Here is a 22486-nt window from a genome sequence, read left to right as displayed (position 1 = left end):
ATTCATTCAATTATAGAATTACATAAACAATTAAATAACTTGCCTGCTGATTCAGAAGAAGCAGGTATTATTAAGCATCAATTAGGAGAGCAATATTTTACCATAGGATTAATGGTTGCAGAGTTGTTTGGACTAGAACTTGGTCCATTATGGATTGGATTAATGGCAGAACAATTAGTGTATGGAGCAATAGCATTACGTAAACAATACCACTTAGATATTCCATTTGGCAAAGCATTCTTAATGAATTTAGGCTTTGAGCAAGATAAGTTACAATCAATACTTACAGAAAGGCAATTAGCTGATCTTAACTTATCATTAGTAAATAGATTAAGCACTCAAACAAATACTAGTTATGGTTTAGTAGTAGTGAAAGTACCTAAGATGTCATATATGAAGCTCAGGTAGGGAATACTATAGTTGAGTTTAAACCTAAAGATAATCGTTTCTGCATGGAAGACAATGTCTTTTTAGAAAAGAGTTCGGGTTATAAGAGAATTTCTTCTGTAATTAGTGACGAACAAAATAATAATTGTGTTGACGCTGCTCCATTACAAATATCTGGTGATGGTCTTACAGCACTTTATGGTAACAGTAATAGCACAGAGAAACAATCTATTTATGTTAATTTTGATCCTAATGAAGGGGATATGAAACTACATTTTACTAAAGAAGGATTAACTAGGCTAGATAAATTAAATAATCATCAACAAAATAATTCTAGTGTTACCAATCTATATGTGGTTACTACTCAGATATATCATAAACCTTATCCAGATCAGATTGGATTATTTGGTAATAGAAATCATAGTTTTATATTAAGTGATGATAGCAAACGTGTAGCTAGTAACTATTATATAGATGGTACTAGCTCTTTTGGATTAGAAGATAATACTCTCTCTACAAGTATAAAGTTTTTAAATAGAAAGTTCTTTAAAGGGTATAACGCTTATGTAAAAGGTAATACAAGTGATATGCAAATAAAAAGCATCTATTCAGAGGATACAGTTATTGGTCGTATTATTTTAAAAAATAAAGATTACTTAAAGCTTAACTTAGAATATCTTCTTATAGATGGGACATTAACTATAGATATTCCAAATATAGAAATATTGTATGCCAAAGGCCATACACATCATGGCTTTCATGATACCCGTATAGAGGTCAGTTCTAATGTACTAACATTTAAAATATTATTAGAAGCACCTAGTATTAGCAGAATTGATATTAAGAATAAAAATGCTTCTGACGTTATTATAGATATGGGACATCTTAATAACAGACCTTTTACAATATCTTTACAAGCTATACATACTGAGTACAAATCATACTATACTTTTGTAGTAGATGATTTACGACCTGTATTAGATGAAATGACTTTTACTAGCAGAGGTTTTCCAGAGCATTTTCTTTTTCTGTGTAGTAGCAGGGTATCAATTAAAGGATGGTGCATAATAACTAATAATGATCCTATAAAAAATATCATATCTATAAAAGGGAAAATAGATAAAAGTGATGGGGTGCTAATTATTGAAGATAAGAAGTCTGTTTTAGAAATTGTTAAAAATATAACTGAAGCACCTAAAGATAATAAACATACTGAGATAGTAAATTATGGTAATATAGTAAAATTAGAAGATGATTTAAGGTTTGATCAAGTGTTAGAACATGCAAATTATAATATCAGTGTTTATTATAATTATATTAATAAGTATAATTTTACAAACTGGAGTATAATGAAATTTTATTCCAGTAATAGTGGAACAACATTATATCATTTTAAGCATGACGATATACAAATTAATGATATTGATTATTTTATTAAAGAAAGCAAAATTTATGCTATTCTAAAAAATGATATTGATAGTAGTAAATTACTTAAAGACAGTACAGGAAAGCCAATATCTATTTGGGTGGATACTACATTAAGTGATAGTCAAATTTCTTTAAAAGAAGATACTTTAGAGATTAATAATTCAACTGTATATAATTTATCTGATAGCATGATTTTTGTTTTTCAGAAATCCAATGGTGAAATATTTCCCCTGTCTCTTAGATTATTAAAAGATAGTTTTAAATATGCTCACGATATCTCAAACAAAAAACATTTTACCTCATTAGTTAAAAATCAAATAGTCTATGTAGACATTGTAGGAATAATACTGATATCTAGTAGCATCAGCTTAGAAAAAATACAGATTGACTCTGTCGCATACGATGACATAATAGAACAAAATCCCTACAATATCACTAACAATTCTATCCAGGTTAAAAAGTATGCTCTTACATCTATGCATAAAATTACTTTATTTGATCAATCTAATACTAGACAAGATACTATTATAGTAAATATTAATTGTAGTACAATTAATGAAAATTGTGCTACTACTAGTCAATACGAATTTAATTGCCTAGGCGGTGTTTATTTAGACTTAAAAAATTATATTTCAATAAGAGATCTTGCTAATTCTAACAGTATTGTGTTACATCAACATAACAATGTAAGTCATATACGTGATACTGATATACAATGTAATAATGGTAATATAGTTTCAAACATATCATTACAAAATCAACAAAATTTGGTATTATATAATCCATTAATACATGATAGATTAATAGTTTGTGCTAAGAATGTAACTATTGTAGATGCAATAAGCATTGGTAAGAAAGGTAGTATAAGCGTAAAAGAAAGTACAAAAGATTTTAAGATAACATTAAAAGGGCTTATTCACATTACTAAACACTATGGTAATTATAGCAAATCTATTATTAAAACTAAACCTTTGGAGACAGAAAATGATATACAATTAGTATATAAATATACCGAAAAAAATAATACAAGAATCTATACTGTGAAGCTTGAACATATTGATGAGAGATTCTTTCAAGGGATACAAATAAAAGATATTAATACATCAGTACAATTAATTCATTTTGAAACACCTAAAATGAAATATGACTGGTATAATAAGGATAATGATATTAAAAGTGTTTTAAGGATTAAAGTTAAATTACCTGATAGCAAGATAGGCACATTGTTAATTAATGGTACTACATATATTTTAAATGTATATAATCAAGATGAAGAGTTAGTATTACAAGAGATCAAATATGGAAAAAACTGTTTTCCTAATAATGAAGACTTAATATTTAAAGAGACATTGTTAAATTGTACAAAATCATATTTTTGTCATTATAGTTTTTCTCCATTATTGAATATTGAACAAGAACAATATTTGAATTTAAGTGATGTAAGCGTGTTTTGGTCACAACATAATAATCATAAAGTCTTAGTGCATCACCCTAAATGTTATTATATGGATGAATCAAAAAGTCCTAAAAACCCAGAATATAAAAATGTTGTGCAAGGAAGTAGTAATATATTGGACCAGGTTCCTTCTAGGCAGCATCAATTACATGATATAGATAAACAATTATTAAATAATAATGCTAGTCTTAATCGGATTCAGCGTGCAGCTTACTCATTTGAAGAAGTTGAAACAATTGAGCAACAAATTGAAATTGAAGAACGAGATCAACATACTACTAGTAGTGCAGCAAGTAAATCATCTTCAATAATAAATAATATTTTTTATTCGCTTAAAGAAACAGGGTATGCATTATTGTCTATTATAGTAAAGCCATTTTATCCACACAATGCATATAGTCCAAGTAATCAAACACAACAAGGTAAAGGTCCAGAAGGATATGATAATGAGATCTATTACGATGCACAGGAAAATGTGGCTGAAGCAGTAGTAAAAAAAGTACCTGTTGTTATTGAAGAATTAATGGATGATGAGTATTATGATGCATTAGAAAGTTTACCTCAAGTAATCAAAGTTATTACCTCAAATACAAAAGCAAAAGAAAAAATTGGTAAAATAATATCAGCAAATTATCCTACAACAGAATTGCAAGTAACTTCTGATATGGTAGGCAAATCAATGTTAGTTAATGATAAGACTGGAAATTACTATTATGATATCATAACCTGTGATAGCTATAATAATAGTCCAAAACTACTTTTGACTCATGGAAGAGGTAGTAATACTCAAGTTATTCAAGATCTAGAATGGTGTGGGTCATTAATGCTTGCTGATGCTATTACTAGATCGATTACAGGAGAAAAGTATAAACAAACAATACAATTATCTCCAATGCAAGAAAGAGCAATAGAAATATATCAGGTAGAACAAAAAGTACATGAAGGATTACAAAAGATGATAGCTCTTTTTGGAGATTATGATAACGAAGATCAGGATGTTCAAGATATTGAACATCCATTTTGTTTTGAAGATTTAGATGACAGCTATGATATATATCAATATCTTCAAGATATTAGGTATTTGTTTGACACTAAGGACTTATAAATGTCTTCAAGTAATATTTATAGAAGAAAAATTATTATCATAATTTTGTCCAAGATATTAAAAGACTTCGCAAAATTTGCTTCTTAAGTAGCTAGTAATTGATAAGTCCAACATAATGATGGAATAAAAAGTCATTCAAAGTCAAGATACTCTCCATATCTAACCGAACCAACAAAACTAACATCAATAGAAACAAACAAAGACAGTTATTACTAATCAAACCATATTGAAAATCCATAGACAAGAAGTTTAGCTCTTGGTTTGCAAAAACAAAAGAGCTAAGCGGGTAGGTAGGCACCATATTGGTGCTTTCCTCCCAAAGAACCGTACAAGCGAATTACTCCGCATACGGCTCAAGCAATTTACTAACAGCTGCAATTAGTTGACCTCGCTTGCTATGTACTTGCCTATGACAGTTTGTATGCAATAAGCACAAATTGTTAATATGGTCAGTGCCGCTGTCAACACCGGTCGAAAAATGATACAGATTTTTAATATACACCGGCTGAAAATTAATACAGTATAATAAAAAAATTATCTGATATTTAAGTCATGAGATTTTCCTCTGTTAGCAACGGATGAAAATTGATACAGTATTATTATCCAAAACTTATGCTATGTTGCTTCGAGATAATTTTAATCCCTGTCATAAAAGTACATTTTGATAGGGAATAACTGCAATAATATTTCAACATTAAGCAATTAATTGTTCAACATAGCGTAGCACGGACTGTATCATTTTTCAGCCGGTGTTGACACTTTAAGATTCATTGTGTAAGTACGATTTCGCCATTTGCCCAATTTTGTAAATTTGTATCACAAGGCTCTGTTGAATTGATTGTGTACATTTTGGCAAGACCATTAAATTCTACCCTCAAATTTGATCATAAAATGAGCCATGGCCTCGTTCCAATTTTGGTACTGACATAGTCCATTTTTTGCTAATATAATCAATTGTCAGGTATAAAATCTTAAACACTGCATCATCATTTGGAAAAACACGTTTATTTTTTGTTACTTTCCGTAGCTGGCTATTCAGTGATTCTATTGCATTTGTGGTATAAATAATCTTACGAATACTATCTGGATATTGCAAGAAAATTATTAAATTCTCCCAATTACTATACCATGATTTAGCAATATGTGGATATTGTTTACTCCATTTTTTATCAAAGGCTTCTAAAGCAAGATGTGCTTCATCTTCTTGTACTAGAGCTATAAATAAGCCTTAAATCCGCCGCTAATGCTTTGTGATCCTTATAAGATACATACACAAGCTATTTCTGATTTGATGTACAATACAAAGTTGATGCTCTGTTTTTGGATATACTGCTACAATCGCTTCAGACATGACACTGAGATTATCACTACAGGCAATTAGTATATCTTTACTCCACGATTCTTTAATTCAGTAAAATTATTAAGCCAGAATTTAGCTCCTTCATTCTCACTGATCCATAATCCTAAAATATCTTTTCTTCCATGTAAATCTATTCCTAATGCAACATATACTGATTTATTAATTATCTGCTTATCTTGTCTTACTTTAACTACTAAACAATCAAAATATACTATAGGATATATGCTCTCAAGAGGACGACTCTGCCATATTCTAACCTCATCAATTACTTCATCTGTAATCCTACTAATTAAACTTTCACTAATTTCTGCACCGTATAACTCTTGTAGCTGAATACGTATATCAGATAAACTCATCCCTTTAGCATATAGTGATATTATCTTCTGATCTAAACCATCAATTCTAGTCTGCTTCTTACCTACAATCATTGGCTCAAATTTACCAGTTCTATCTCGTGGAATATTTAACTCTATAGCTCCATTCTCTGTGGTTACATTTTTACTAAAACTACCATTCCTAGCATTCTCACGCTCTTTCCTACCGTACTTACTATATCCTAAATGTTCAGCTTGCAATGCCCTCTCCAGAATACCCTTACTTAGCTCTTTGATTAATCCATCTTGACCAAGTACTCTCTTTAGGTCTGCTCCTCCTTCTACTAATAAGTCTATTGCTTCATTTATTTTTTTATTCTTTTCTAATTGCATTTCTGTTACCTATATTTTTGTTATATTAAATATAGAACTTGCTAAAATTTACACAATCATTGCAACAGACTCGAATTTCTTTTTAAAAATATTTGGACAGAGCTAAATATTTATTTATCTGTTTTTCTCTCATTTTACTATTAAAAATTATCTCGCAACAGTCCCTCTAAATGGGATTGGATCTCACTCATGGTCATGCCTCTTGCATAAAGCGAAATAACGCTATCATCAAATCCAGTGAATCTTCTAACTCCCTTAGGAATTAATTGAGGCTCAAACCTATTATCTCTATCTCTTGGAATATCAAGTACTATCTTTTTGACCGCTGTCATCTATTATTGTCTTCTCGCTCGTCCCATTACGACGATTGCTATCTTGCTTTGATGCCTTGCTATGCCTTGAATAACCTAATTTATGACTTAGCTCGTCCTCTAGTATTCTCTCTACTACCTTCTTCTTTAATTCCTGAAACAATCCATCCTTTCCAAATAACTCATTAGGATTAGATTGGGATAATATTTCCTCTACCAGCTTATTATCTATATCTACGCTTGTCGTGTCCTCATTTATTTCTTTAGCCATATTTATTACCTTTGGTTTAGTTGTATTTTAACAGTATTTCTTTCCCTGTTGCTTTACAACTTACAAAATATATGACAGACTCGTTGTAAAATTTTTAACCACACTATAAAATCTATATTCTGAAATCGTAATACTTTCATTCTGAAATAAAAATTTTATCTTGCAACACTCTCAGTACATTTAATTTTTTGTAATTTGCAGCTATATTAAAGCAATGTGTATATAATTGCCTTGCAACTCTCGGTACCTTGAGATAAGTAGCAATAGTTAAGAAAAATTGTAAAGTCTCTAAAATTATTTTTCTTCCTTTCTCAGGAGGTTTAGCTCCTACTGTTTGGTATATTATGTAACCGGTCAAATAACTTAATTAATAGCAATTCTTGTTTCTGCTGTTGATACAATATTTTAACCATTTCTGCTGCACTTATTTTTTTATCTTTCTTAACTCGTGTCAAATCTTCAACATGACCTGCGATTTTATAGCCAAATTCTTTTACAATCATTTTTTTAGTAAATAGTGTATCTTCAATACAATCGTGCAATATGCTAGTTATGATGATATCTGTTCTAAATAAATAATCAGAAATCATATATGCTACTTCTAAAGGATGTGAGTAATAAAATTCTCCTGTTTCTCTTTTTTGCTTGCCGTGATACTTTTTAGCAAAATAAATTGCTTTTTTAATTTTATTAATATCAACTTTTTTCTTAGAAATCTTATTAATGAGCATGAGCTTAGTTAATAGTCTTTTACTGTATCGGCAATTTGATAAATCTATAATTTTGACTTTGTCTAGCTTAAGATATATATCTTGAGGTAAATTTAACTTTCCTACAATAGGACCTATAGTTTTTTGATGATTTTCTTGATTTTTTACCATCTATCTATCCCTAATATTATTAGTGTAATAAGAATCATAGCAATAATCAAGAAAATCATGGTTGTTAATTAATAGAGTGCTTTCGAAACTCTACTTTTAGAGGTAATTTGTGCATGTATTATCATCAAAACCTTATAAGTCTCAACATTATGTATCATAAATCAGATCATCAAGAAGAGGTAACTTAATTGGTATATTACAGACAATAGTAGTACTTTTACCTTTTTCACTTGTTACTTCAATCTCTCCATTTAACTCACCAATTAGACGCTTTACAAAACTTAATCCTGATCCAAGTCCATGATATTGCGTAGCAACATCAAATTTATCAATCTTTTCATGAAGATGTTGCCTAATTTCTTGAGACAAACCAACACCACTATCATGCACCATAAATTGGAATACCATTTCTCTGTGTTGTTGTTCCGATTCTGATAATGCAGGATTAATCGCGAACATGTTCACTGTTACCACAACTTTGCCTTCTTTAGTAAATTTAATAGAATTATCTATTAACTGCTCTAATATTGCTCCTATTCGATAAGTATCACTAATTATAGCATTTGTTAAATCATACTGAAAATTACAAGATAAATTTAATCCCTTACGTTGAGCTATTGGCATCGCTTTATCAATAATCTTATTTACCAACTGTTTTGGATCAAACTTATTTAAAACTATAGGAGGTAATCCAGAATTATTCTGTAGATAACTAAGTATATTGTTATAATAATCCAGTAATTCTTCAGCACAACTTACCACACTAGCTAAATAATCCTTTTTTTCAGGATTATCTTCTATTTCATAAAGAGCTGTTACTAATGAAAAAATCCCTTACATGAAATCTTTAATCCATGTACCATATTTTGAACCACATCTCTTTTAAATAACTCAGATTCTTTCAATTTATTATTTGCTTCTTGTAATTCTAATTTATATTTAATTATATCAGTATAATTTGTGATCGTCGAGTTAATGATATTCTCTTCTTGCGGATATGGTATTAATGTGACAGATATGGGAGATAATTGAAGATTCCAATTTGTTTTAGTAATATTATGATTATCTTTTGGTTGATTTTGATTATTAATTGTCATAGCATCTTCTTGCTGTTGAAGTTAAAAAAAGACAGCTCAGAGGTTAAAGTGTTAGAATATTGAAGTCTTGAATTTAACCTCTGAACCAGAGTTGCACCACGGCCGCTCTTAACAAGGACAGATATCACCACAATTTTACGAAGTACAGAGGATTTAAGAGCTTTTGTGACAGATTTTTATACAGTTGGGCAAACAGCTGCACAAATGAGACAGACTTAAAATATAATATTTGTTAGCCATATTCTTTATCAATTATACATAGATAAAAATAACACTAAGTGATACTATAATAAATACTAATAAAATCCCTTTGACTATGCTGTTTTACTGGCATTTAAGCCTATTTTCTGATATAATCTTTAGTAGAAAAATTAAAGATAAATGATAAATTATGTCAGTAAAGAACTTAGATAAACCACAACCATTCTTACAATAGGTGGGTGGTAAAAGAAAAATTGTTGATCAATTAATTAAATTTATTCCTAAAAAACTAAACAACTACTATGAACCATTTCTTGGTGGTGGTGCTTTATTCTTTCATGTACGAGATAAATTTAAACAATGCTATTTATCTGATATTAACCTTGAGCTAGTAACGTCCTATAACGCAGTGAAGACAAACCCTGATGCAGTTAGTAAATTACTAGACTCACATAAAGCAAAACACTCTAAAGAGCATTATTATCAAGTGAGAGCTAATAATGATAGTAGTGATCCAATAAAAATTACTGCAATTTTATCAATTACTAAAGAAGATATTATTCAAATAGAAAATGCTGAAGATAGGTGGTGGATTAATTATGATAGTGGTATACCTGCCGAGGATATTACAGAATATCTTTTAAAGGTAAAGAGGAAAAAGGTTAATTTAAATTGGCTTTATTATTAAAAAGGAATTGAACCGGCACATTTTCACTATTTTCTACAAGAAAACGATAATATTGTTTTGCAAGATCCACAGCATCATAACTACAGCAGGATTGAATAGCAAGTTTTAAACATTCTAGTTTTAACTCTACATCATTTCTAAACATACACAACTCACCAATAATTTATTTCGTTAATATTAGCAAAATTACTGCTATTTATCAATAAATTCATGGATAGAGCTATAGATTCTATCTCCAGATATCCACAGTTTTAGATGAATTACAGCTTTTTTTATTATGACTTAAAACTCCACTGGCAATGTAAAAATTAGGATGTTAATGTCATCATTAGTAAAACTTATCTATTAATGGAAATATCACTTAATTAATATGAATAATAATTGTGCTAATCAAAGATTATATTGGTCACTCTCTACTCCCCTAAAATATATGGGTTTAAGCTTAGATGAGTGGTTTGTTATCTTACTTGGTATAGTACCTGGAATAGTGTTACTGAATAGCGGACATGCTAATATTGGGGTAATATGCATTATAGCTGGTATTATACTTTGCTATATATTTAAAAAGTTTAAGAAACTATCAGAGTATTTTGTACTTAAGAGTTATTTAGTCGCTAAGAAATGGCTATATGCTCCTACTTCTTATCCTAATTTGCTTGGTAAAAAAATAGGTAAGTAATGGATCATTTATTTAAGCAAAGCTCTATTCAGCAGCTAGTTAAATATAATAAGAGATTATTGCTGATCGCATTGCTGCTTGCAGTTACGAGTCTTCTTGGGATGATTAAAACAGTTAGCACGGAAGAAAAATGGTTATTAATTCCGGCAATAGAGCCAGATCGTCGGATGATAGTATCGTCCAAGAGCTATCATGAGACCTATCTTAAAGAATGGGCAGTTTTTGTAATGAAAGAATTATTTACTACTTCGCCAGAAGGAGTAGAGAGGCAAATAGCAGATTGAAGGTGGTGTCTAGTAATACAGAGCAATTAGATAAGTTTTTTAAAGAACATTTAGATTTTGTTAAAGGCTCTAATATTTCATCGGTATTTTTTCCTAAAAAAGTAAAAGTCATTGAAGATGGAGTATTAATTAACGGCACATTTCGTTATTGGTTTTCCGAGAATAAGCATGTTGCAACTGATAAAACTTATTTGTTAACCTACAAGCGAGGAGCAAATCATTTATTATTACTTATAGGTATTAAGGAAGAAGAAGCAAATAAGCAATGAAAAGTTTAAAGTCAGAGTTACAGATATTAGTAGTTTTTGTTGGCATAATGCTTGCAAGCTTTAGTAGTAATACTTACGCTATAGATTATATGTTACATACTGATTCTTTGTTAGAGCTGCAAATAGCAAAAGACGCTCCAACTAGGATTAATATCGAAGGAGAAAAGATTAATGATATTTTTATTCACCCTAGGGAAGCTGCAGAAGTAGCTGTACATAATTCAGGATGTTTATTTATTTTGCCACAGCAAGATCAATCTAAGCTTTACCTAACCCTAATTGGAGAAAATGGCACGATCCAAGATTTAATGCTGAATTTTACTAAAAACAAACCAACACCAATTAGACTTATTAAGTTTGATTTAGAACAAGAAATAATAAAGTTAACTAATAACAAGGAAGAGAAGCATCATGAATGTAAAAAACAAAGATGTACGCGAAAAAGAAAATAATAAACAGTGTTTAAGAATAATATATAAATTATTGCCAGTATTATTAATTTTTTGTGTAAATGTGATCCTATCTGAAGTAGCTTTAGGAGAAACATTAGAAGGACAATTAGACCGCATTGGTGGGCTCTCTACCGGTAAACTGAAAACTATCGGGATATCAGGGGCAACGATTTTGTCATCAATCTGGGCAGTGGTTAGAGGTAATTTAAGGCTTGCTGGAGCAATTGTAGCTATTGGTATTATTTTAGGGTTTTATTTAGAGTGGGTCTCTAGTGGGATGAAAATCAGTTAGATAATTTAAGATGTTGATTAAAAGTAATGGATCAAGATTTCAATAAGCAGGAAGAAGTACAAGATAAAGTAGAGGATCATAAATTACCATCTGCATTTAGTAAAAGATTATCAGGGCTTATAGAGATAATTAAAAACAGACCATTAGTAACTCTAGCTTGCATAGGCGTAATAATGGTTTTGGTATTTTATGGATTGTCAGAAAGTGAAGAAAAAACTTCTATGGTTTTAGCTGAAGAGAGACAAGCAAGGGAAATATCAGGAATAGAAAAGGCTATAGATCCAAGGGCTAAATGGACGGCAGAAATATTAAATGAAGTTAAAAATATGCAGAATCATTTAGAGAAGTTAATAGAGAATAAATATTTAGAAACTAAAACTAAAATTGATGATTTTAGTCAAAAGTTAGAATCATTAGAGAAGCCTCATGAAGAAACTATATTATATGATGGCAATGATTTCAATAATAATCAAAAGATAGAAGATTTATTAGATAATAACCTCGAGCAAAGCATTGCTGCTGCTCCAGTAAAAAGATTACTTGGTTATGTAAAAAGAACCAGTGCTGAATTAAAAAAAGATGTTCAAGACTATATTACTACTGGCAGCTTTGCAAGAGGGGTGCTGCTTACTGGAATAGTAGTTGGAACCGGCACTAATAATGCAGCTTCACCTGAGCCAATAATGATAAGGCTTGTTGATACAGCTATTTTTTCTAAAGGCTATAAAACGGAGCAAATCAAAGAAGCAATTTTAATTGGTTCATGCACTGGGGATATTTCATCAGAGCGGGCTAAATGCCGGTTAGAAACAGTATCTTTACTAAATAGTCATGGCAAGATAATTGAAAAACCGGTAGAAGGCTGGTTAATAGGCGAAGATGGTAGGCCTGGAATTAAAGGGATAGTTGTTGATAGATCATCAGATGTCGCAAGGATGGCGGTGCTTAACGGCGTACTTGGCGGGATAGCACAATTTTTCCAGAACCAGGCAAGCAATGGCATATTTCCGGTGTCACCGATTACCGGTCAGCAAAATGCCTTAAAAGCTCAGGATTCTCTAAAAGCTGGTGTTTATGCCGGTACCGGTAATGCTTTAGAAAAGCTTGCTGATTTTGCAATTAAACGGGCAGAGAGCATGAGTCCAGTAATTGTTGTAGCTTCAGGTAGAGTAATAGATGTAGTATTTAGAAAAGGTTTTAATTTAAGAGAAAATAAAGAGGCTGCTAAAGTAGATAGATTACTGCCGCCAACTACTACTGATTATTCGCAAAAGGCAGCAAATTATAGTAATTATCAAAATTATTCTGGAAATAAAGTGACTAGTTTTGCTAATAAAAAAACTAAATTGCAAGAACGTTTTATTAAGAATAATGATGATTATGAAATGACAGACATTGATTTGCAGTCAGAACAACAATATCCGGGTAATTTTTAATGAATAATAAAGTAATTAATCTGCTTTTGTTATTAATGTTAAGCTTTATCGTTTCTGGTTGTAAATTGATGCCATATAGGAATGATTTTGATTGCCCTATTCCTCAAGGATTAAAATGTCAGTCTTTATATGAAGTAAATAAAATGGCAAATCTTGATATGTTTAATCCAAATAATAATAATGATAAGCCTAATTTTAAATCGAGATGCTCTACTAGATGCTTTGGAGGGTATAATTAATGACATCAGGAATTGATAAAGATTTTGCTCGGGAAAGACTAGCTAAACATTTTGTTTATGAATCATATGATGAGGAGAGTAGCTTGTTTTTTAATAGGGCTTCAGTAGGATTTGTCCTGCTTGGCTGGCCGTTAGTTGGAACAAGCTTGCAAGCACAAGGGGAGATAGCTGAATTTTTAAAAAGTGATGAGAATTTACCAGCAGGAAGTAGTTTTCAAATATTGATGATTGGCTCTGATCATATAAGAGAATATCTAGATAATTGGCAATTACATAGAAAAGGTACAATCTTTGCTGAGCTTAGCAGTAGAAGAACAAAATTTTTAGAGCAAAAAGCAAAGGAAGAGGGAAATATCAAAGATGTAGTTTTATTAATTTCAGTCACTATTCCGACGCTGACAATTGATATTAATGAGATGATACGAAGAAGAGAAGTATTGCAAGATACATTTAAATCAATTGGTCTTACTACTTATAATGTTGAGGCAACATTGCTATTAAAATTTGTCCGTTTAATATTTGGCTGGAGAGAAGAAGAGCATCCTGAACTTAACCTTTTCGAAATATTATCTGAGCAGATTTTACCTGGTAATTTTTCTTTATATGAAAAGGAAGATTATGTTGCTCTTAATGATAATCAAATATTTTTAAGCTTAGAGGCAGGAAAAAGACCTTCTGAGTGGCGATTATCAGCAATGGATTTGTTTTTAGGTAACGTGCTAAGACGAGATGAATATATTAGAGCAAATTTTTTAATTCATTTTGGTTTGCAGATTATACCAAATCAGTTAGTGGCAAAAACATCTGCTATTACCAAAAGAGAAGCTTTAGAGAGAAATATTAATGCTGGAATGGGTAAGTTTTTTCCTAACCTGCAGCTAGAGGCACAAGATTTAGCAGGAGCGGTAGCGTGCTTGCAAAGCGGCGATAGAGTAGTAAATATCCACTTAAATGTTATTATGTGGGATCAGAAGAATAAAGCCAAACAAGCAGCATCACAGTTTTGCTCACAGCTTCGTCGAAGTGGTTGGTATTTTGTGCCTTGTAAATATGATCATTTAGCAGTAGTGCTTGCTAGTTTACCGATGCAGTTAGTTGAAGCAGTAGCAAATTCTATAACAGGTAAGTTTAATAGATTCAATAACATATTTAATAAAAAGACTCGGGGAGTTGGCGTAGCATTATCAAATCTTGGTAGAGGCATAAGGACTATTGCCTCAGAAAGTAAGGTATTACTGCCTATCATTGGTGAGTGGAAAGGGGATTTAAGCTCTCCTGGAATGTTACTTACTGGTAGAAGAGGACAGATAATGTATTGGTCTCCCTTTGGTTCAGCATTAATTGGCTCAAATTTATATAACAGAGCTGCAGCTCCAAATGAAAATTTTAATCTTTGTATAGCAGGAGTACCAGGATCCGGTAAATCAGTATTTATGCAAGAACTAATGCTATCAGTCTTAGGCACTGGCGGCAAAGTATTTGTTCTTGATTATGGTAGATCATTTAAAAGAACTTGTTTGTTATTAGGTGGTAATTATATTGAATTTGATGTGAAAAATCCGCTATCAATTAATCCATTTTCAGAAATTCCAGCAAGCGGCAGCGAGTTATCAATTGAAGCAAGAGCAGATTTTCTAGCAAGTTTTCCATCAATTCTAGCAACCATGGCAGCTCCACAATATGGTACTAATGATCTGCAGCAACCAATGCTACAAAAGGCCTTAATAGCTGTGTGGCAAGAAAAAGGAGCAAGAGCTGAGATAACTGACATAGCAGATTGGTTGCTTAAAAGAGAAGAGTCTTACTCGCAAGAACTTGGTAATATGTTATTTCCATTTACCAGAGATGGGCAATATGGCAAGTTTTTTAGTGGTAAGGCAAAATTATCCTTAAGCTCAGATATAGTAGTAATTGAAACTGATCATCTTCGTAGTAGCCCAGCACTACTTGCAGTAATTGTACAAATCATGATTGTTCATATTAACCAGAGCATGGTTAAAGGTGATAGGAAGCGTCCCTTTCTAATCATGATTGATGAAGCATGGAAATTACTATCTGGCAAGAGATCTGGAGAATTTATTGAAGAAGCAGGAAGAATAGCTAGAAAATACAACGGCTCAATAACGCTTGCTACTCAGCAATTAACTGATTACTTCAGGGAAGCAGGATCGGCTGCTGAAAAAGCTTTTGAGAACTCATCACATAAAGTGATTCTTAAGCAAAATCCTGAGAGCTTTAAAGCAATGAGAGCTAACCCTAAGCTTGCAGGTTTTGTAGATGAGGATTGGAAGCTAAATTTACTGCAATCAATTCATTCAAATCCACCGCATTATAGTGAAGCAGCGATTTATGGACCTAATGTCCATGGAGTTGTAGCAAGGTTAATGTTAGATCCATTTACTCTAATGCTGACCTCTACTAATGCTAGGGATTACCAAGTCATAGAAGATAGAATGATTACAGGAATGAGCGTTACAGATGCCATCAATAATATATTGGACGAGCGAGGTTTGGTTTAAAGTGATTAGAAAATATGAGAAGGTATTTAGACATAAAAATTATTGCCATAAACTCCTTTGTTTTATTTATAATTATATTAAAGGCAAGTTCTTTAAATGCACACAATAATAATTTAGACATAAGCATAGATAATAATTCTAAAATAGAAATTAAAGATTATGGAGTCCAAGGTCATGTATTTCCAATTATTGAAGAATCTTTACTAGAGATAATTATAGCTAAGCTCAAAATAGCAAAGCAAAATGGAAATTTAGGAAAAATGCAGGAAGAATTTAAAAATAAAGTAAAACAGAAAATCTCTAGACCAACTCCTGTCTTAGCTATAGCAAAAGCAAATAAAAACCGTAGCTGGTACTATAATCCAAGTTTTATACAAAAGACAGATATAAAAGATCAAACTGGAAGCATAATAGTAAAAGCTGGAACAAGTGTAAATCCTTTAGAAAAAATAAGCTGGGAAGCACCATTAATATTTATTGATGGAGATGATGAGCAGCAGATTAAGTGGAGTAACTCAAAAATAGGAAAATTAGTACTCACGAGTGGCAATCCTATTAAGCTGGCAAAAAAGTTAAATAAGCCAGTGTTTTTTGATCAAGGTGGCGTTCTAACTACTCGTTTTAAAATCAAAGCAGTGCCAGCTATTGTGCAGCAAGAAAGTACATTACTTAAAATTAGCGAAATCAAGATTAATTGAAATGTTATAGTATTTGAGTAAAAATTAAGGTGTGAACAACAACTGATAAAATCCGGAGGTAATCTATGAAGAAGTGGCAATTACCAGAAGCAAAGAAAAATTTAGAAAAGATAATAGATCAGGTATTACAAGGTCGGGTGCAAGCAATAGTAAAATCTAGTGGAGAAGTAGTATATTTAATAGCAGGTGAGAAAAATAATATGATAGCAGAGCAAGCAAAGGTAGGTTGTCAAGCAAAAACAGATTTAATAACTTCTGAAATATACAAGTAATAATGAAGTTAATAATGTTTATTATAATTATTTTGCTTGGTAATTATAGTTATGCATCAATTGGCTGCGTAGGCAGGTTTGTAAATCCAATCACTGATGTTTGCTGGAAATGTTTATTTCCAATTACTATCGGAGGAGTAAAAATTGTGTCAAGTTCTATGGCTGATACTAATAATCCAAGGCAAATAATTTGTTTTTGCCCTAAGCCTTCAATTCCGATGCCAGTGCCCGGAATTCCAATTGGATTTTGGGAGCCGGTGAGATTGGTTGATGTGACTAAATCTCCGATGTGTATGGTAAGTCTTGGAGGCATTAATCTTGGTACCAGTATGCAAAAAGGTGTTAAGGATGATATAGAGGGCAGCAGTTTTTATCATGTACATTGGTATATATATCCAGTTATTTACTGGCTTGAGATCTTACTTGATTTTGCCTGTTTAGAGATGTCACAAGTAGATATCGCATATTTAACTGAATTTGATCCATTATGGGGAGATGATAATAAGGCTGCTATATTAAATCCTGAAAGTTTATTATTTGGAAGTATTACAGCTGGGTCAGCTTGCATAGCTGATTGCATTAGCTCTAGTTCTGGTAATCTTTCTAACGATGTAATGTTTTGGTGTTCAGGCTGTCAAGGTTCTCTTTATCCATTTACCGGTACAACTAGCTCTCATAATGGCGGAGTTGGAACTTCTGCATTAATAGTAGCTAAATTTATGGCTAAGTTACATAGGCAGTTGTTATTATGGGGATATATGGGGAGTAGCGGATTATGCGGTAAATATCCAATGCCAATAATCAAGAAGAGCCAATATAGACTGCAGATGACTTACCCAATCCCTGCAATTCATTCTTGTAAAAAAATTGGCGAGACTGAAACTACCTGGCAGGGTGCACGCGAATTCCCAGTTAAAGGTGAGGATTTTGGTTATTTGATTTGGCGTAAAAGAAATTGCTGTTTATTTTGATTTGTAAAATTTTTATAAAATTGAGAAGTATGCAATTTAACCTAAAAACAATAATTTTAACTAGTTTACTAATTTTAGGTAGCATAAATGTCTTGGCAGAGCAAGAAGAATTATTACAGAAGATAATACAACCTAAAAATCAAATCTACATTTTTATCTCATTCTCAATGCCTGATTCAGCATTAAAGAGCTATTTTGCTGAAGCAGAACAAAAAGACATAAGACTTATAATGCAAGGTCTAAAAAATAATTCTTTTTTAGAAACTAAAGCAAAAGCTGATGAAATTGGTATTAGCTTTGATATTGATCCAAATCTATTTGAGAAATATCAAATTACTTCTGTACCGATAGTAGTGATAGATAATAACCAAGGCAAAGTTAAAAAACTAGCAGGTCATATAGGATTAAATGATGCATTGCAGATAATGCAAGAGGAACAAATGTGAGACAAAGTATTAATATTATTATGTTAGTTACTTTAGTGATGAATGCAATCAGTTCTTACTCTGCTACTATGGAGGATAGTTATAATAGTGCCAGACAGTATGAACACAGTATTAAGCTTGGTAATCCTGATCAAATGGGTAATAAGATAATATTTGATAAAGAGGTAAATATATCAAATTTAAGTAAAATGAATGGTAGTGTTATGCTAAATAACTCTGCACAAGGGAAATTACTGCAACAAAGTGAGCTGAAGAAAATAAATGCAATGCAAGAATATGACCTTAATCCTGACAATCCCTTAATTAGTAATTCAGCTAAGATTGAGGCAGGTCCATTAAAGCATACAGAAGGGACTGCACTTAATGTTAGTGAAAAAGTATTCAAAAGCAAAATTAATAAGAGTTGCTGTGAAGGGGCAGAATTTGAAATAGATATTATCAGGAATCTTATACTAGATGCTGAATTAATAGATAAATGGGGAGATTGGCAGGATAAAGCAATAGCATTTTCAGGCCTTGAGATAAGTAATAGCCATCGTCACTGGCTTTATCCTGTCTTTTGGAAAAAGAAAAGACATTTCGGTAAGCGTAAAACAATATACAGCATGCATATGCATAATAATCAAGCAATAATGCTTGATGTAAGAGCAGCAATTGCCGGTAAGTTAAATACTTCTCTTGATCATATTGATACATATATCGGCATTTCTCCTCAAGGAGAAGGAGCATTAACTGAAGGCTGGGATAGAGATATAGTTAAGTGGGATAGATATGTTTTTACTTATAAATATCGTGATAAAATCAAGGAATTTAGAGAAAAAGGCCAGTACTGGCAAATAGTTAATGAAGATAGTGAAAAATTAGTTGAAGAAAATGAATGTCATGAAATAAAACGTATCTGTTTAGAGAGTGGTAATAAGATATTTTTTGATAAGTACAATGTTAATCGTCCATGCTGGCGAGAGCAGATTAAATATCAATGTAGTAGCGAGCCAAAAGATGGGTGTAATTATTTAAAGCAGCAAGGTTGTGAACTTGTAAGCAGTAACTGCATTAAGCAAGCTGCTAGTATCTGTTTGCAGTGGAGTCGAAATTATAGCTGTTACATTGAGAAAAAAGAGCTCAGCTCTTCTATAGCAGGATCACAAATGTTTTGTTTAGGAGGGGATTGTCATACTGCAACTATTGTGCCTAATACTGATATGGGGAATGTTGGGTATCTTGCAATGTTAAATGAAATGAAAAAAGATATGCAGACAAATCCGATTTCAGTATTTAAGGGGCATGCCAGCAGTTGCCGCAAAGTAAATATTGGTAATTTTCTTAATTGTTGTTCTGGATTCAAAGGTTGGGGACGGGATCTAGGGCTTAGTAGGTGTAATGCAGAAGAAAAAGCCTTAGCCTTAAAAAAAGCAAAAGGTCAGTGCTACTATGTTGGTACATATTGTGCTAAGAAAGATAAAATATTTAAGACATGTATTACTAAAAAATCTACTTATTGTTGTTTTAATTCAAAATTTGCAAGAGTATTTCAGAAACAAGGCAAAAAACAATTAGCTATTGGTTTTGGCACAGCACAACATGCTAATTGCAGGGGGTTTACAGTAGAAGAGCTGCAAAGAATAGATTTTTCTAAGTTTGATTTAGAGGAGCTATTTAGTGATTTACTTGATCATGCTAAAAGTAAAATGAATAAGAGCTTTCCGCAGCAACTAAAAAACCAGATGCCTATAATGCAACAACAAAGGTTTAATAATAATCGTACTGATTCAAATTTATCTTATTAAAATAATGAAGTGGCTAGTAAACACAATAATTAAATCATCACTAGCTATTACATTATTAGTAATTAATTTATTGTTATTAATTAATGATTGGTCAAATCATGCATTTGCCGGTACTATGGAGTTAGATAGTAGTAATAAAAATGAAATGATTAGATTTAATGTAAATAATCAGTTTTGGCAACAACCCCAAGGGTTTTTATGGTATAATGAGGATCATGCTTACAAGCCAGAAATATTAAAATTTTCTCAAGATAAAAAAAAGCAAGAGCCAGAACTTGAGCCTTATAGTCAAAGGATAGAAGCTTTAAAGAAGGAATTTAATAGAGCACAGCACAAAGCCTTAGATGATCCTACTCTTGAAAATGTCATTATTGTTCAAAGGTTACACAAACAAATTTTAGAAAAATCACATAAATTTGCCACCATGTGGCAATTAGCAACGATATTAGATTACAAGCTAGTAAACATGGATGAACCAGTAAATTCCTTACATAAAAAATTATATGAAATAAGGCAAGAAGAAGAAAACAGAAAAAAACTAAAATTTTTAGCTAAGAATTGGGGATTAATTATGCAAGTAAATCAAGGATGCAATTACTGTCAGGCATTTACCCCTATTGTAAGAGAATTTGCAGATAAATATGGCTTTCAATTAATTTTTGTAAGTAATAGTGAAACTAGATTTCAAGGAATGCCAACTATTAAAGATACTGGTTTGTTACAAACACTAAATCCTGCAAAGCTTGTACCGGTATTATATTTAGTCGATAGCAGCGGCATACAAATATATCCAGTTGTAAGAGGTGTTATTAGTGAAGATAAAATTGCTGAAAATATTTTATTGGTAGTTCAGCACCATAATGGACTAAAGGTTAATGATTATGATCAGTAACAATAAGTTTAGAAGAGTGATCTACATAAAGCATGTGATGCATATTCTCATGATAGTTTTATTGTTACAAGCAACAACATCTTATGCTTGGGATTTACAGGATGTATTTGAAGGGATGAGTGTTAATGTCACGAAACCTGGTTCATATCAATCCCAAGCTGCTGGTTATTATGCGGCAGGCGGATTATCTCTTCGAACTAACAAAACAGCTTTTAATCCTATTTCTATTACTCCGCCATCTTTAAACATGAGCTGTAGCGGTATAGACGCTTATCTTGGTAGTTTTTCGCTTATCTCAGGTGAAGAGCTAGTACAGCTGATGAAAAATATTGGTACGCAAGCAAAAGCTTATGCATTTTCATTGGGTCTTAAAACTTTTGCTCCACAAATAGAAAATGCCTTAAAAGATTTACGAAATCTTGCTATGGAAATGAATCAATTTGCCAAATCTGATTGCGAGATGACTAAGGCTATATTTGCTGCCATTTTGCCTAAAGATTCAGCCATGAGAGAATCAGTATGTAGGGATTTACAATCCAGCTCTGGTTTGGATTATTTTGCTGCCGGCAAAAAATGTCGTAGTGATTTAGAGCAAAAGCAAGCTTTAGCCAGCATCCAAAATAAAGATCCAGAATTAATGCTGACAAATTATAATATTTTTACTAAAGCAGCAGAAAAAGCAGGAATCCCTGAAAATATGAGAAGTGCCATTATGTCAATGACTGGCACTATAATAGTTCGAGATAATAATGTTTATTTCCTTGAATCACTTGCTAAAGATGAAAAAAGCTGGATTACTCATTTAAAAGGTGGGGAATCTGCATCAATCTATACATGCGATAACAATAATTGTTTAAATCCAGTAATAAGACGAAATATTAGCATTGCCCCAGAACAATCATATCAAGGCAAAGCTAAAACAAAATTGGATGAATTAAAGAGTAAACTCGCAAGCAACAATGAATTTAATAATGCAGATATTAGTTTTCTATCATCGATAGGGGAAGCATTTCCAATATATGATTATATTACCTTAGAAGCAATATCAGGAGTTACTATTTTAGAGAGTTCGTCAGAGTTAATTGCTAGTTACAGTTTATTGCAGCATTTAAAGGAAGTGATCTCTGAAGTACGTAAAGCAGTAAACATGCTGAAACCAAAACAAGTATCAGATCATCATTTAACCGCCTACTTAAAAGCTTTAGACAGAGTGCAACTTTTTGCTCAAGAAAAATGGAGTAATATGCTAACAAGTAGTGATCAGATTGATAGAAGAGCAAGATTAATAGAGCAACATTTAATCGCTAAAGAGAGGGCTTAATTATAAATTAAAATTAGATGAGCAAGCAGATAAGCAG

At 31.7% G+C, this 22486-nt stretch carries 19 protein-coding genes and 5 pseudogenes; 17 read left to right on the top strand and 7 right to left on the bottom strand.

Features of this window, described 5'->3' with window-relative positions:
* Positions 1–39: 39 nt before the first annotated feature.
* Both RAT170B_RS07880 and RAT170B_RS07875 read left to right on the top strand, forming a co-directional pair.
* Positions 40–408 carry a hypothetical protein gene (locus RAT170B_RS07880; RefSeq protein ID WP_052691999.1) on the top strand — a complete coding sequence of 123 codons (369 nt, stop codon included), beginning with the start codon at positions 40–42 and terminating at the stop codon, positions 406–408.
* 44 nt (positions 409–452) lie between these two features.
* A complete protein-coding gene (locus tag RAT170B_RS07875) occupies positions 453–4376 on the top strand; it encodes a hypothetical protein (protein WP_052691997.1) in 3924 nt (1307 codons plus the stop codon).
* A gap of 337 nt (positions 4377–4713) precedes the next feature.
* Here the strand turns inward: RAT170B_RS07875 and RAT170B_RS12505 are convergent, their stop codons facing one another.
* The 6 genes and pseudogenes from RAT170B_RS12505 to RAT170B_RS07055 form a co-directional block, all read right to left on the bottom strand.
* A complete protein-coding gene (locus tag RAT170B_RS12505; protein WP_409994163.1) occupies positions 4714–4878 on the bottom strand; it encodes an HNH endonuclease in 165 nt (54 codons plus the stop codon).
* Between the two features lie 372 nt (positions 4879–5250).
* Positions 5251–6443 (bottom strand): annotated as a pseudogene (locus tag RAT170B_RS07070) (IS256 family transposase).
* 140 nt (positions 6444–6583) lie between these two features.
* The gene (locus tag RAT170B_RS10075) at positions 6584–6775 is read right to left on the bottom strand and encodes a transposase (protein ID WP_146620378.1); all 192 of its coding nucleotides are present in this window, start codon (positions 6773–6775) and stop codon (positions 6584–6586) included.
* A complete protein-coding gene (locus RAT170B_RS10070; protein WP_146620377.1) occupies positions 6747–7025 on the bottom strand; it encodes a transposase in 279 nt (92 codons plus the stop codon). Before RAT170B_RS10070 ends, RAT170B_RS10075 begins: the two co-directional genes overlap by 29 nt.
* Before the next feature lie 136 nt (positions 7026–7161).
* A pseudogene (locus RAT170B_RS07060) lies at positions 7162–7906 on the bottom strand (HD domain-containing protein).
* Between the two features lie 147 nt (positions 7907–8053).
* A pseudogene (locus RAT170B_RS07055) lies at positions 8054–9003 on the bottom strand (sensor histidine kinase).
* A 436-nt stretch (positions 9004–9439) separates the two neighbouring features.
* Between RAT170B_RS07055 and RAT170B_RS07050 the strand changes: the two are divergent.
* Positions 9440–9736: pseudogene (locus RAT170B_RS07050) on the top strand (DNA adenine methylase); the annotation flags it as partial.
* Positions 9737–9866: 130 nt separating this feature from the next.
* On the opposite strand, the gene RAT170B_RS10690 reads toward RAT170B_RS07050, so the two are convergent.
* Positions 9867–10037: a hypothetical protein gene (locus RAT170B_RS10690; protein WP_186786308.1), complete on the bottom strand. Its 171-nt coding sequence runs from the start codon at positions 10035–10037 to the stop codon at positions 9867–9869.
* Between the two features lie 225 nt (positions 10038–10262).
* On the opposite strand from RAT170B_RS10690, the gene RAT170B_RS07045 reads away from it, so the two are divergent.
* The 14 genes and pseudogenes from RAT170B_RS07045 to RAT170B_RS06980 all read left to right on the top strand — a co-directional run bounded on the left by RAT170B_RS07045 (position 10263) and on the right by RAT170B_RS06980 (position 22449).
* The gene (locus RAT170B_RS07045) at positions 10263–10571 is read left to right on the top strand and encodes a hypothetical protein (protein ID WP_045805995.1); all 309 of its coding nucleotides are present in this window, start codon (positions 10263–10265) and stop codon (positions 10569–10571) included.
* A pseudogene (locus RAT170B_RS07040) lies at positions 10571–11124 on the top strand (TraE/TraK family type IV conjugative transfer system protein). Before RAT170B_RS07045 ends, RAT170B_RS07040 begins: the two are co-directional and overlap by 1 nt.
* Entirely contained in the window at positions 11121–11576 is a 456-nt protein-coding gene (locus RAT170B_RS07035) for a hypothetical protein (RefSeq protein WP_045805994.1), read from the top strand. Before RAT170B_RS07040 ends, RAT170B_RS07035 begins: the two are co-directional and overlap by 4 nt.
* Entirely contained in the window at positions 11536–11868 is a 333-nt protein-coding gene (locus RAT170B_RS07030; protein WP_045805993.1) for a hypothetical protein, read from the top strand. Before RAT170B_RS07035 ends, RAT170B_RS07030 begins: the two co-directional genes overlap by 41 nt.
* Before the next feature lie 26 nt (positions 11869–11894).
* Positions 11895–13304 (top strand): TraB/VirB10 family protein, encoded by a 1410-nt coding sequence (locus RAT170B_RS07025; RefSeq protein ID WP_045805992.1) that lies wholly within the window; start codon positions 11895–11897, stop codon positions 13302–13304.
* Positions 13304–13543: a hypothetical protein gene (locus RAT170B_RS07020; RefSeq protein WP_045805991.1), complete on the top strand. Its 240-nt coding sequence runs from the start codon at positions 13304–13306 to the stop codon at positions 13541–13543. The genes RAT170B_RS07025 and RAT170B_RS07020 overlap by 1 nt, the downstream gene beginning before the upstream one ends.
* Positions 13543–16062, top strand: coding sequence for a TraC family protein (locus RAT170B_RS07015; protein ID WP_045805990.1), 2520 nt, complete (start codon positions 13543–13545; stop codon positions 16060–16062). Before RAT170B_RS07020 ends, RAT170B_RS07015 begins: the two co-directional genes overlap by 1 nt.
* 14 nt (positions 16063–16076) lie before the next feature.
* Positions 16077–16760 (top strand): type-F conjugative transfer system protein TraW, encoded by a 684-nt coding sequence (gene traW, locus RAT170B_RS07010; protein WP_045805989.1) that lies wholly within the window; start codon positions 16077–16079, stop codon positions 16758–16760.
* A gap of 65 nt (positions 16761–16825) precedes the next feature.
* On the top strand, positions 16826–17032 hold the full coding sequence (locus tag RAT170B_RS07005) for a type II toxin-antitoxin system prevent-host-death family antitoxin (RefSeq protein ID WP_045805988.1): 207 nt from the start codon (positions 16826–16828) through the stop codon (positions 17030–17032).
* Positions 17033–17034: 2 nt separating this feature from the next.
* Positions 17035–18003 (top strand): conjugal transfer pilus assembly protein TraU, encoded by a 969-nt coding sequence (gene traU, locus RAT170B_RS07000; RefSeq protein WP_045805987.1) that lies wholly within the window; start codon positions 17035–17037, stop codon positions 18001–18003.
* Positions 18004–18032: 29 nt separating this feature from the next.
* Positions 18033–18449, top strand: a complete 417-nt coding sequence (locus RAT170B_RS06995) for a TrbC family F-type conjugative pilus assembly protein (protein WP_045805998.1) — start codon at positions 18033–18035, stop codon at positions 18447–18449.
* A 20-nt stretch (positions 18450–18469) separates the two neighbouring features.
* Positions 18470–20236: a conjugal transfer protein TraN gene (locus tag RAT170B_RS06990; RefSeq protein WP_186786310.1), complete on the top strand. Its 1767-nt coding sequence runs from the start codon at positions 18470–18472 to the stop codon at positions 20234–20236.
* Between the two features lies 1 nt (position 20237).
* On the top strand, positions 20238–21128 hold the full coding sequence (locus RAT170B_RS06985; RefSeq protein ID WP_045805985.1) for a conjugal transfer protein TraF: 891 nt from the start codon (positions 20238–20240) through the stop codon (positions 21126–21128).
* Positions 21118–22449: a conjugal transfer protein TraH gene (locus RAT170B_RS06980; RefSeq protein WP_045805997.1), complete on the top strand. Its 1332-nt coding sequence runs from the start codon at positions 21118–21120 to the stop codon at positions 22447–22449. Before RAT170B_RS06985 ends, RAT170B_RS06980 begins: the two co-directional genes overlap by 11 nt.
* Positions 22450–22486 lie beyond the last annotated feature (37 nt).

The organism is Rickettsia argasii T170-B, assembly GCF_000965185.1.
GTDB lineage: Bacteria > Pseudomonadota > Alphaproteobacteria > Rickettsiales > Rickettsiaceae > Rickettsia > Rickettsia rickettsii.
The sequence above is the reverse complement of the archived record's forward strand: the minus strand, read 5'-3'. Positions and strand labels throughout refer to the sequence as shown.